This window comes from Pseudomonas sp. BF-R-01, assembly GCF_019946615.1.
GTDB lineage: Bacteria > Pseudomonadota > Gammaproteobacteria > Pseudomonadales > Pseudomonadaceae > Aquipseudomonas > Aquipseudomonas migulae.
Genome location: NZ_JAGYFX010000143.1, coordinates 1 through 12336, shown reverse-complemented (window position 1 = coordinate 12336; position 12336 = coordinate 1). Strand labels below are relative to the sequence as shown.

Below are 12336 nucleotides of genomic sequence, written 5' to 3'. Positions count from 1 at the left end.
GTCGCCCCCTCGAGAGGCCGAGCGCAGGTTCTGCGCAGTGGGCAACCCGGCATGGATGCCGGGTTAGCCGCGCACGGCCAGGGATGGCCGATCGCGGCGGGCCCACGGAGCAGGACCGGAGCGAGGGCATGCCGAGCATTAGCGAGGCACCGAACGAAAGGGGCAAAAGCGCTTGGTTACTTGGCGCTTCTCCAAGTGACTCGCCGTAAGGGCGAAACCCATATCCGCCATCACCAAACCAATGGATATGTACACCAACCAAACCCCGTGCAACCCAGAATCCCCCACAACCCCAGCATTAATTCGAAACAATCTCGTCGCTCTTAACCGGCTAAAGTAGTCAAAATGCCTCTTTTTTTGACCGCCATCCGAGTCGAGATCCCTCCATGCGAACCCATCTGCGTCTGGTCGCCCTGAGCGCCCTGTTCATTTCGTCCCTGGCCCAGGCCGCCGACCTCATCCCCATCGAGGTCCACCGCGATGCCAACTGCGGCTGCTGCAAAAAGTGGATCAGCCACCTGGAGGCCAATGGCTTCAAGGTCGAGGATCACGTCGAAGCCAACATGAGCGAATTCAAGCAACAGCACGGCGTGCCGCCACGTCTGGCGTCCTGCCACACCGGTTTGATCAATGGCAAATTCGTCGAAGGCCATGTCCCGGCCGATCAGGTGCTGGCCTTGACCAAGCGTGACGATCTATTGGGCGTGGCCGCACCCGGCATGCCGATGGGTTCGCCCGGCATGGAAATGGACGGCATGAGCGACGCCTATCAGGTGATCGGCCTGAAAAAGGACGGCGCTGACGTGGTGGTGGCGGACTACCCCGCCGCCCATTGATGTCTGCGGCGTACATCGGGCTGTTTTTCGCCGCATTCGGTGCGGCGACCCTGCTGCCATTGCAGTCCGAAGCGGTCCTGGTGGGGCTGCTGCTCAGCGAGCAGTACTGGCTCTGGTCGCTGCTGGCAGTTGCGACGCTGGGCAATGTGCTCGGCTCGCTGCTGAACTGGTGGTTGGGTCGCGGTATCGAGCGGTTCCGCGACCGGCGCTGGTTTCCGGTCAGCCCACGCCATCTGGACAAGGCCCGCATTCATTATCAGCGCTACGGTCATTGGTCGTTGCTGTTGAGTTGGGTGCCTGTCATCGGTGATCCCCTGACGCTGGTCGCCGGCGTCATGCGCGAACCGCTGGGGCGCTTCCTGCTGATCGTGACGCTCGCCAAAGGCGCCCGTTACGGCGTGCTGGCCCTGGCGACTTTGGGCTGGATCGGTTGAACCATCACCCGCCGCGATGGCCTGTGCTTAATGCCGCCCTAATCATGCCGATCCAGCATCGCCGATTTCCTCTGGAGTCCACCCATGCCCCTCGCACGCTCCCGCTGGCTTCCGAGCCTGCTGCTGACCGCCGCACTGCCGGCCATCGCGGCCGAAGGTCCGGAATATGGCCCCGAACTGCAAGGCTTCGAATACCCCTATACGCTCAAGCATTTCGCCTTTGAATCCCAGGGCCAGTCCCTGCAAATGGGCTACATGGACGTCGCCGCGCACGGCAAGGCGAACGGGCGCAGCATCGTGCTGATGCATGGCAAGAATTTCTGCGGCGCAACCTGGGACACGTCGATCAAGGCCTTGAGCGACGCCGGTTACCGGGTCATCGCGCCGGACCAGATCGGTTTCTGCACCTCCAGCAAGCCGGACAATTATCAGTACAGCTTCCAGCAACTGGCGGCCAACACCCAACAACTGCTCAAAGCCCTCGGCATCCAGAAAGCCAGCCTGCTCGGGCATTCCACGGGCGGCATGCTCGCCACCCGCTATGCGCTGCAATATCCCGAGCAGGTCGAACAACTGGCGATGGTCAACCCAATCGGTCTGGAGGACTGGAAAGCCCTCGGCGTGCCCTATCGCACGGTGGATCAATGGTACGAGCGTGAGCTCAAGGTAACGGCGCAAGGCATTCACGACTATCAGCGCAACACTTATTACGACGGCCGCTGGAAACCCGAATTCGACCGCTGGGTAGACATGTACGCGGGCATGGCCAAAGGCCCGGGCAAAACCCGGGTGGCGTGGAACTCGGCACTGATTTACGACATGATCTTCACCCAGCCGGTGTACTACGAATTCAAGGACCTGAAGGTGCCGACGCTGTTGCTGATCGGCACTGCCGATTCCACGGCCATCAACAAGGACATCGCCTCACCCGAGGTCAAAGCGAAAATCGGTCACTACGACGTACTCGGCAAACAGGTGGCGAAACTGATTCCTCACTCGACGCTGGTCGAATTCCCCGGCATGGGCCACGCGCCGCAAATGGAAGAACCGGCAAAATTCCACCAGGCCCTGCTCGCCTGGCTGAACAATTCCAACCCCGTTCATTGATGAGGTAAGGCGGATGGCTGTGCAGATTGCGGTACTCGATGACTGGCAGGATGTGGCGCGGCAGGTGGTTGACTGGTCGGCGCTGGACGCCATCGGCCAGGTGAGTTTCATCCATGACTACCCGGCGGATAACGAAACGCTGGCAGCACGCCTGGCCGGGTTTGAAGTGATCTGCGTAATGCGCGAGCGCACCCGCTTCGATGAAGACCTGCTGCGTCGGCTACCGACCCTCAAACTGCTGGTCACCGGCGGCATGCGCAACGCTGCCCTCGACCTGAAAGCCGCTGCCGCGCTTGGCATTCAGGTCAGCGGCACCGACAGTTATAAACACGCCGCGCCGGAACTGACCTGGGCGCTGATCATGGCCGCCACCCGCAACCTGGTCGTGGAAGCCAACGCCTTGCGCGCAGGGAAATGGCAACAGGGGCTGGGTGGCGACCTGCACGGCAAGACCCTGGCGATTCTCGGTTTGGGCAGCATTGGCCAGCGAGTCGCCCAGTTTGGCCAGGTGTTCGGCATGCGGGTAATCGCCTGGAGCGAAAACCTCACAGCCGAACGCACCGCCGAAGTGGGCGTGACCTACGTCAGCAAACAGGCGTTGTTCGAACAGGCCGACGTGTTGTCGGTGCATCTGGTGCTCAGCGACCGCAGCCGCGGCTTGGTCGACGCGCAAGCGCTGGACTGGATGAAACCCACCGCACTGCTGGTCAACACAGCTCGCGGGCCGATTGTCGATGAGGCAGCGCTGATCAAGGCACTGCAAAAACGACGGCTGGCCGGTGCGGCACTGGACGTGTTCGAGCAGGAACCCTTGCCGGCTCATCACCCGTTCAGGACGCTGGAGAATGTGCTGGCGACGCCGCATGTCGGGTACGTCAGCCAGCAGAACTACCATCAGTTCTTTTCGCAAATGATCGAGGACATTCAGGCCTGGTCCGCTGGAGAGCCGATCCGGTTGCTCAGCTGAGACCCGGTCATCGTTCATCGCCGGCCAGCCGGCGATGAACGCACTACAAATCTAACTGGCCTTCATCGCGACAAACGCCGCCGTCACATAAGGCACCGTCACCACGTCCTTGCCCCCGCAATTCGGGCTCAGCGGCGATCAGCCCGCGAATTTGCCCATCCACCTTCGCCCGTTCCTGCGCGGATAAAGCCGCGACAAAACGGGTGGACACCCAGATCGACCACGAACCTGTGCGCGCGTGCCTCGAAAAGACCGCCAGAAAGAAATGAATAATTGTTCACCCTGCGGTGTTCATGACAGCGAAGACTCATCATTTCGGCCTGCGGGATAACACCTTGCGTGCATGTTGCCGGGGCGTGGTTGAACTGAAACGAATAAACCAGTGGAGATCATCCATGAATACCCGTCTTACTGTTTTTACCGTTCAGCTACTGCTCGCCTTTGCGTTGTCCGCTACCCTTGCATTGGCCAATGGTGAAGATGACGCACCGGCCAGGCCCAACTGCCCGAAAGGCCAGGTCTTCGACTCCAGGTCGCAAAAATGCGTGAGGCAGACCAGCGGCGAGGTATCCGATGCCGACCGCACCGATTACGCCTATCGGCTGGCAAAGGACGGTCGCTACGAGGAAGCCCTGGCACTGCTCGACACGCTGAAAGAACCCGACACCGCCAAGGCGCTCAACTATCGCGGCTACGCTACGCGTAAACTGGGGCGCACCGACGAGGGCATCGGTTACTACCTGCAATCGGTCAAACTCGACCCGCAATACGCGCAAGTCCGCGAGTACCTCGGCGAGGCTTATGTGATCAAGGGTCGGCTGGATCTCGCCGAGGAGCAGTTGCAGCAGATAAAATCGATCTGCGGCAGCACCTGCGAAGAATACCGGGACCTGGCTGAAGCCATTAACGATTCATCGAAAACCTGACAGGACGGAGGTCGCCATCGCCAGCGATCAGGCAATACGGGCAGAGCTGGGCCAGCACCTGGCGCGCTTATGGCGCTACGGCCTGCTGCTGTCCCGGCAGCGGCATGTTGCCGAAGACCTGGTGCAGGCCACCTGCGTGCGGGCGCTGGAGTGTGCCGGGCAATTTGTCCCCGGCAGCCGCCTGGACCGCTGGCTGCTGAGCATTCTGCATTCGATCTGGCTCAACGAAGTGCGTTCGCGCCGAGTGCGTCAGGGCCAGGGGCTGGTGGATGCCGACAACGCCTTGTCGTTCGACGGTGAATACGCCGCGCAAACTCACGTGCTCGCCACGCAGGTGATTCGGCGCGTCGATGCGCTACCTGAAGCGCAACGCGAAACGGTATTTCTGGCCTACGTGGAGGGCCTGTCCTATCGCGAAGTCGCCGAAGTCCTGGACGTGCCCATCGGCACGGTCATGAGCCGCCTGGCCGCGGCGCGGGCGAAACTGGCCGAGTACCCGCCCTTGCACGCGGTGTCGAACCCTTCCACAGGAGAACGTCGATGAACGATCACACGATGCCTACGGACGAGCAACTGGTGGCCTACCTCGACGACCAACTCGATAGCGATCAGCGCAGCCGCATCGACGCAGTCATCGCCGAAGACTCGATGCTCAACCTGCGCCTTCAATGGCTGGCCCGCAGCAGCCTGCCGTTCAAGGCCGCCTACGACGAACTGGCGCAACAGGCGCCCGTGGACCGCCTGCAAGCGATGCTCGACACCTTGCCCTCGCCTGCCCGGCCGGCGATAAATCGGCGCCGGTTCCTCGCGGCGGCAGCCGGCCTGGTGTTGAGCGGCGTGCTCGCGGACCGGTTGTTCCTTGGCTGGCAGGCAAGCCAGCACAAATCCAGCTGGCGAGGGCTGGTGGCGGACTACATGTCGATGTACGTGCCGCAAACCCTGGAACACTTGCCCAGCGACGAAGCCACTCAACGCGCGCAATTGCACACCATCGACGCACGCCTGGGGCTGCGCCTTTTGCCGGCTCAACTGAGCCTGCCACGCGTTGAGCTCAAGCGTGCGCAAATCCTCGAATACGACGGCATGCCCATCGCCCAGATTACGTATCTGGACCCGGCGCACGGCCCCATGGCGTTGTGCGTCACCCGCTCAAACAGCGGCAGTCGCCACTTCGCCCACGAGCGTCGGCACGGAATGAACGTGGTGTATTGGGCGGACATGGAACATGCGTGGATGCTGATCGGGCACAACCCGGCGTCGGAGCTGGAGGAAATGGCGAAGTTGATTAAAAGCCGGCTCAGCGCGTGACCTGTAGGAGCCGGCTTGCTGGCGATGGGGCCATCAGACATTGCGTTGAATTCAAGGACGCCATCGCCGGCAAGCCGGCTCCTACACAGGTTTTGCGGCGGTCATCAGGCCGGGACCGGTAACCACAAACGGAACCGTGCGCCGCCCAGCGGAGACGGTTCGACGGTGAGCGTGCCGCCCTGTGCCTCCAGCGCCCGCCGACTGATCGCCAATCCCAGGCCAAAGCCGCCCGTCGCCCGATCGCGACTGCGATCCAGTCGATAAAACGGCTCGAAAATCCGCTCGCGTTCGTCATCGGGAATGCCGATCCCATCGTCATCGACCCAGATTTCACACCCCTTGGCACAGACCTGAACCCCGATCTGAATACGCTTCTCGCAGTAGCGCATCGCGTTGCGCAGCAGGTTCTGAATCGCCCGGGCAGTCAGCCGTGGATCGAGTGTGAAGCGTTCGAGCTGGCCGTGAAGCAGCACGTCGATCACGATTTCAGGGGACTCCAGCTCCTCATCGACACTGCCCAGAATGCTGTCGATGAACTCATCCAGCGACACTTCAACCTGCTCCGGTAGCCGGGCCGGGTTTTGCAAGCGGCTGTAAGACAGCAGCTCCAGCACCAACTCATCCAGTTCACGAATGTGCGCGACCAGCCCTTGCAGGCGCTCCCGACTGGCCGCCGGCAAATCGTCGGACAGTGCCAGCGCGAGGCCAAAATCCAGGCGGGTCAGCGGTGTGCGCAGCTCGTGAGAAACCGCGTTGAGCAAATCCCGCTGCTGGTTCAGCAGGTTTTCGATATCGCCGGCCATGGTGTCGAAAACGTTGGCCAGGCTACCAATGTTGGAATGGGTGGGGATCTGGGTGCGCTCGCTCAAATGCCCCTTGCCGAAGCGTTCAGCCGTGCCTTTGAGCCGCTCCAGGTCGCGCCAGTGCGGACGCAGCCACAGCAACAGGCAGGCGAGCATGGTCGCGCCGATCAACACGTTGATGCTCCAGTACAGCAAATTCACGTCCAGCGGGTCCGGCGGCACAACCATTTGCACGACGGTTTGCGAGTTCAACGGTGCCACCGCCAACGTGCGCCAGCCCCAGTCGCCGATGCGCACGACATTCTCGCCACGCTGCAAACGTTTCTGTTCCGCCAGGGTCAGACCGTCATCGTCATTGCGGCTGAGGACGATGTGCAGCGGGTTGAATTCCTTGTCCATCTCGGCCGCCAACGCTGGCCACTGCGTTTCGGGCACGGCGTGAAACTGCTTGACGATCAGCGACTGCAACCCGCGCGAGTAGTCGAGGTTGTAGGTGACAAAGCGCTCCTGGAAGACCTTGATCACCACGTCCGGCACCAGATAGATCGCCGCGCTGTACGAAATGATCGTCACCAGGTACAGGCGAAAGAGGATTCTGAACATCGCCTCAGCATTCCCACTCGGAACGGCTGAACAGGTAACCCTTGCCCCAAACAGTCTTGATCTTGCGCGCCTCGCCGGCATGGTCGTCGAATTTGCGCCGCAGCTTGGAAATCGCCACGTCCACCGAGCGGTCGGTGCCGTTGAATTCGATGCCGCGCAAGCGTTGCAGAATCTGGTCGCGGCTCAACACTTCGCCGGCATGCCGGGCCAGCACCACCAGCAAGTTGTATTCGCCGCTGGACAGTTCGACCAGTTGTTCGCGCCAGGTCACGGTGCGCTCGGACAGGTCGATGCACAAATTGCCCATGAGGATGCGGTCGTTGGCAGTCTGGGGTTCGCTGAGGCTGCTGCGGCGCAACAGCGTACGAACGCGGGCCAGCAACACGCGGGGTTCGCAGGGTTTGGTGACGTAGTCATCGGCGCCCATTTCCAGGCCCAGCACCTGATCATGGCTGTCGTCGCGGGCGGTGAGCATCAGGATCGGCAGCGTGGCCGAATCCGCGCGCAACAAGCGACAGACTTGCAGGCCGTCGAGCCCCGGCAACATCAGGTCGAGGATCACCAGGTCCGGCGGATTGACCCGCGCACGCTCGCGCACGTGGTCACCGCGGCTGATCACGCTGACGGAGTAGCCGTTGCGTTCCAGGTAGCTGGAAATCAACTCGGAGAGCGCGGTGTCGTCTTCGACCAGGAGGATGTTGGGCATGGGTGTTTCCAGAGAGTGCAGTGGCGGCTGTTCGGGCCTCTTCGCGGGCAAGCCTCGCTCCTACAGGGATTGTTGTCGGCCATGGATTTCGCGGACGACACAAATCCTGTAGGAGCGAGGCTTGCCCGCGAAGGCGGCCTGACGTGCGCAATAAATTTCAAGCCGTGAAGGATATACGCCCTCACCCGCGCCTGAGCAAAACCATTACACAATTTCACACAGCACCAACAAAGCTTCACCGCTACCCTCGTCGCCTCCCCGTAGGATGCGGGAGTTCATTATTGGGGTATTTACATGTCAAAGAACCTGCTTGCCAAGCTCAGCCTGCTTGCCCTGGCGTTGACGCTGAGCGCGTGTGAAAAATCCACGAGCGCTGAAGAGCAGGCGCCGTTGGCCACCGTGCGCATCGAGACCATCAAACCCCGGCCCCTGTCGATCACCAGCGAACTTAGCGGACGGATTGCCGCGCCACGTATTGCCGAAGTGCGCGCCCGGGTCGCCGGCGTGGTGTTGCAACGCGCCTTCCACGAAGGCAGCGACGTGAAAAAAGGCGACGTGCTGTTCCGCATCGATCCGGCACCGTTCAAGGCTGACCTGGACAGCGCCGAAGCCTCGCTGCGCAAGGCCGAGGCCAACGCCTACCAGGCCAGGCTGCAAGAACAGCGCTACGCCCAGTTGATCGAGGGCAATGCCATCAGCGGCCAGGATTACGACAACGCCCGGGCCGCCGTACGGCAAACCGCCGCTGAAGTCGCGGCCAATAAAGCCGCCGTGGATCGAGCGAAACTGAATCTCGGGTACGCCACCGTCACCGCCCCCATTTCCGGGCGCATCGGCCGCGCACTGGTCACCGAAGGCGCATTGGTCGGGCAGAACGAAACCACGCCGCTGGCGCTGATCCAGCAGTTGAACCCGATTCATGCCGACCTCACCCAGTCGACCCGCGAACTCAACGACCTGCGCCGTGCCTTCCGCTCCGGCCAGTTGCAGGAAGTGGGTCAGGGTCAGGCCAAAGCCACGCTGATTCAGGATGACGGCAGCCTCTATCCGCTGCCGGGCAAGCTGCTGTTCACCGACATCACCGTCGATCCGGGCACCGGCCAGATCATCCTGCGCAGCGAGTTTCCCAACCCGGACCTCGACTTGCTGCCGGGCAGCTTCGTGCGGGTGCGCCTGGAACAAGCGGTGAACCAGCAAGGCATCAGCGTGCCGCAACGCGCCATTCAACGCGACAGCGCGGGTGTTGCGCAGGTGCTGGTGCTCGATGCGGAACTGCGCGTCGGCCAGCAAACCGTAGAGCTGGGCGCCGTGCAAAACGATCGCTGGATCGTCACCGCAGGCCTCAAGTCCGGCGACCGCATCGTCATCGAAGGCCTGCAACACGCCAAGCCCGGCGAGAAAGTACAGATCGACGATTCCCCTCTTCCACTTGCCCAGGTTTCTGGTCAGTAAGCAGGACGCTTTTCTATGCCGCAGTTCTTTATCGACCGCCCGGTGTTCGCCTGGGTGGTTGCCCTGTTCATCCTGCTGGCCGGTGCCCTGTCCATTCCGCAATTGCCGGTGGCGCAGTACCCCGATGTCGCGCCGCCGCAGATCGAAATCTACGCCGTGTACCCGGGCGCCTCGGCGCAAACCGTGGACGAAAGCGTGGTCAGCCTGATCGAGGAAGAGCTCAACGGCGCCGATCACCTGTTGTATTTCGAATCGCAAAGCAGCCTCGGCAGCGCCACGATCAAGGCGACTTTTCAACCGGGCACCAACCCGGAGATGGCTCAGGTGGATGTGCAAAACCGCCTGAAAGTCATCGAGTCGCGCCTGCCGCAAGCGGTCAACCAGCAAGGTTTGCAGGTGGAGAAAGTCTCCGCCGGTTTCCTGCTGCTGATTACCCTGACGTCTACTGACGGCAAACTCGACGACGTGGCGCTCAGCGATTACCTGGCGCGTAACGTGATGAACGAGATCAAGCGCCTGGACGGTGTCGGCAAGGCCCAGCTGTACGGCGCCGAGCGGGCGATGCGGATCTGGATCGACCCGCAGAAACTGATCGGTTTCAACTTGACACCGGCCGACGTCAACGCGGCCATCGTTGCGCAGAACGCCCAGGTTTCGGCCGGCAGCATCGGCGACCTGCCGACCCGCACCACCCAGGAAATCACCGCAACCGTTCTGGTCAAAGGCCAGCTGTCGACCCCGGAAGAATTCGCCGACATCGTGCTCAAGGCCAATCCGGACGGTTCCACCGTGCGCATCGGTGATGTGGCGCGGGTCGAGATCGGCAGCCAGGAATACCAGTTTGGCACGCGTCTGAACGGCAAGCCGTCCACCGCCGTCGGCGTGCAATTGTCGCCCGGCGCCAACGCCCTCAGCACTGCGACGCTGGTGCGGGCGAAGATGGATGAACTGGCGCGCTACTTCCCGGCCAATGTGGAATACAAGATCCCGTACGACACCTCGCCTTTCGTCAAAGTCTCGATCACCAAAGTGGTTTACACCCTGATCGAAGCGATGGTGCTGGTGTTCGCGGTGATGTTCCTGTTCCTGCAAAACTTCCGCTACACGCTGATTCCGACCCTCGTGGTGCCAGTGGCGCTGATGGGCACCTTTGCGACCATGCTCGCGCTGGAGTTCTCGATCAACGTACTGACCATGTTCGGCATGGTGCTGGCCATCGGCATCCTGGTGGACGACGCCATCGTGGTGGTGGAAAACGTCGAACGGATCATGGCCACCGAAGGCCTGTCGCCCAAAGAGGCGACGCGCAAAGCGATGAAGCAGATCACCGGGGCGATCATCGGCATCACTCTGGTGCTGGTCGCCGTGTTTATTCCAATGGCGTTCATGCAGGGTTCGGTCGGAGTGATCTACCGGCAATTCTCGCTGTCGATGGCCACCTCGATTCTGTTTTCGGCCTTCCTCGCCCTGACCTTGACCCCGGCGCTCTGCGCAACGCTGCTCAAGCCGATTGCCAAGGGTGAGCATCACGCCAAGGGCGGCTTCTTCGGCTGGTTCAACCGGCGCTTCGAGCAACTGACCGAGCGCTATCAGGGCTGGGTCGCTTATGCGCTGAAACGCAGCGGTCGTTACCTGCTGATCTACGGCGTGCTGCTGATCGGTCTAGGGCTGTGCTTCAGTCGTCTGCCCTCTTCGTTCCTGCCGGTGGAGGATCAGGGTTACACCATCACTGACATTCAACTGCCACCCGGCGCGAGCAAAAATCGCACGGTGCAGGTGGTCGAGCAGATCGAAGCGCACAACGCCACCGAACCGGGCGTCGGCGACAGCACGGTGATTCTCGGCTTCAGCTTCTCCGGCAGCGGGCAAAACGCGGCGCTGGCGTTTACCACGTTGAAAGACTGGTCGGATCGCGGCAGCGACGACTCGGCGAGTTCGATTGCCGACCGCGCCAACATCGCGCTGAGCCAGATCAAGGACGCCATGGCGTTCTCGGTCCTGCCGCCGCCGGTGGACGGCCTCGGCACCTCCAGCGGTTTCGAGTTCCGCTTGCAGGACCGTGGCGGCCTCGGCCATGCCACGCTGATGCAGGCGCGTACCGCGTTGCTGGCAGCCGCCGAGAAAAGTCCGATCCTGATGAACGTGCGCGAAAGCGCACTGGCTGAAGCGCCGCAGGTGCAACTGATCGTCGACCGTAAACAGGCGAATGCGCTGGGGGTTTCGTTTACCGACATCGGCAGCGTGCTGTCCACCGCTGTCGGTTCGGCTTACATCAACGACTTCCCCAATCAGGGGCGGATGCAGCGGGTGGTGGTCCAGGCTGAAGGCGATCAACGCAGTCAGGTCGCCGACCTGCTGAAGATCCACGTGCGCAACAGCAGCGGGAAAATGGTGCCGCTGTCCGCGTTCGTCCAGGCCAAATGGACTCAGGGCCCGGCGCAGTTGACCCGTTACAACGGCTATCCGGCAATCAGTATTTCCGGTGAACCGACGCCAGGTCACAGTACCGGTGAAGCCATGGCGGAAATCGAGCGACTGGTCGCGCAAGGGCCAGCGGGCCTGGGCCAGGAATGGACCGGGTTATCGCTGCAGGAACGGCTGTCCGGCAGCCAGGCGCCGATCCTGCTCGGGTTGTCGCTGTTGATCGTGTTCCTGTGCCTGGCGGCGTTGTATGAGAGCTGGTCGATTCCGACTTCGGTGCTGCTGGTGGTGCCGCTCGGCGTGCTCGGCGCCGTGTTGGCCGTGACCTTGCGCGGGATGCCCAACGACGTGTTCTTCAAGGTCGGGCTGATCACCATCATCGGCCTGTCGGCGAAGAACGCGATCCTGATCATCGAGTTCGCCAAGAGCCTGTACGACGAAGGCCACGACCTGATCGACGCCACCCTGCAAGCCGCGCGCCTGCGCCTGCGGCCAATCGTCATGACGTCCCTGGCGTTCATCCTCGGTGTCGTGCCGCTGGCGATCGCCACCGGCGCGAGCTCGGCAAGCCAGCAAGCCATCGGCACCGGGGTGATTGGCGGGATGATCACCGCGACACTGGCGGTGGTGTTTGTGCCGGTGTTTTTTGTGGTGGTGATGAAACTGGTGCGCAAACGCCACAAAAAAATCTAACCAACACCACATTCCCCTGTAGGAGCCGGCTTGCCGGCGATGAGGCCCTCGCTTACTGCGTCGCTCTCACGGCCGCCATC

Annotated in this window: 11 protein-coding genes and 1 pseudogene; 9 read left to right on the top strand and 3 right to left on the bottom strand. The window is 62.0% G+C overall.

Features of this window, described 5'->3' with window-relative positions; genetic code table 11:
- The first annotated feature begins 386 nt into the window (after positions 1-386).
- From KGB27_RS29115 to KGB27_RS29100, 4 genes are all read left to right on the top strand, one after another.
- Entirely contained in the window at positions 387-836 is a 450-nt protein-coding gene (locus tag KGB27_RS29115) for a DUF411 domain-containing protein (RefSeq protein ID WP_008036830.1), read from the top strand.
- Complete coding sequence (locus KGB27_RS29110; protein ID WP_192227077.1) at positions 836-1270, top strand: YqaA family protein; 435 nt, start codon at positions 836-838, stop codon at positions 1268-1270. The genes KGB27_RS29115 and KGB27_RS29110 overlap by 1 nt, the downstream gene beginning before the upstream one ends.
- Before the next feature lie 84 nt (positions 1271-1354).
- A complete protein-coding gene (locus tag KGB27_RS29105) occupies positions 1355-2377 on the top strand; it encodes an alpha/beta fold hydrolase (protein ID WP_192229989.1) in 1023 nt (340 codons plus the stop codon).
- A 13-nt stretch (positions 2378-2390) separates the two neighbouring features.
- Positions 2391-3344 (top strand): D-2-hydroxyacid dehydrogenase family protein, encoded by a 954-nt coding sequence (locus KGB27_RS29100; protein ID WP_223557244.1) that lies wholly within the window; start codon positions 2391-2393, stop codon positions 3342-3344.
- A 51-nt stretch (positions 3345-3395) separates the two neighbouring features.
- On the opposite strand, the pseudogene KGB27_RS29095 reads toward KGB27_RS29100, so the two are convergent.
- A pseudogene (locus KGB27_RS29095) lies at positions 3396-3552 on the bottom strand (SAM-dependent methyltransferase); the annotation flags it as partial.
- Positions 3553-3739: 187 nt separating this feature from the next.
- Between KGB27_RS29095 and KGB27_RS29090 the strand changes: the two are divergent.
- From KGB27_RS29090 to KGB27_RS29080, 3 genes are read left to right on the top strand one after another with little or no spacing between them, the layout of a single operon-like run.
- A complete protein-coding gene (locus tag KGB27_RS29090; RefSeq protein ID WP_223435863.1) occupies positions 3740-4270 on the top strand; it encodes a tetratricopeptide repeat protein in 531 nt (176 codons plus the stop codon).
- 46 nt (positions 4271-4316) lie between these two features.
- On the top strand, positions 4317-4814 hold the full coding sequence (locus tag KGB27_RS29085; protein WP_202949142.1) for an RNA polymerase sigma factor: 498 nt from the start codon (positions 4317-4319) through the stop codon (positions 4812-4814).
- Complete coding sequence (locus KGB27_RS29080; RefSeq protein ID WP_207284397.1) at positions 4811-5578, top strand: anti-sigma factor family protein; 768 nt, start codon at positions 4811-4813, stop codon at positions 5576-5578. Before KGB27_RS29085 ends, KGB27_RS29080 begins: the two co-directional genes overlap by 4 nt.
- Positions 5579-5682: 104 nt before the next feature.
- Here the strand turns inward: KGB27_RS29080 and KGB27_RS29075 are convergent, their stop codons facing one another.
- Entirely contained in the window at positions 5683-6984 is a 1302-nt protein-coding gene (locus KGB27_RS29075) for an ATP-binding protein (protein WP_008036839.1), read from the bottom strand.
- 4 nt (positions 6985-6988) lie between these two features.
- Entirely contained in the window at positions 6989-7690 is a 702-nt protein-coding gene (locus tag KGB27_RS29070) for a response regulator transcription factor (RefSeq protein WP_008031130.1), read from the bottom strand.
- A gap of 294 nt (positions 7691-7984) precedes the next feature.
- Between KGB27_RS29070 and KGB27_RS29065 the strand changes: the two genes are divergently transcribed.
- Both KGB27_RS29065 and KGB27_RS29060 read left to right on the top strand, forming a co-directional pair.
- Entirely contained in the window at positions 7985-9142 is a 1158-nt protein-coding gene (locus tag KGB27_RS29065) for an efflux RND transporter periplasmic adaptor subunit (RefSeq protein ID WP_223557243.1), read from the top strand.
- 15 nt (positions 9143-9157) lie between these two features.
- Entirely contained in the window at positions 9158-12256 is a 3099-nt protein-coding gene (locus tag KGB27_RS29060; protein ID WP_223557242.1) for an efflux RND transporter permease subunit, read from the top strand.
- Positions 12257-12336: the final 80 nt, after the last annotated feature.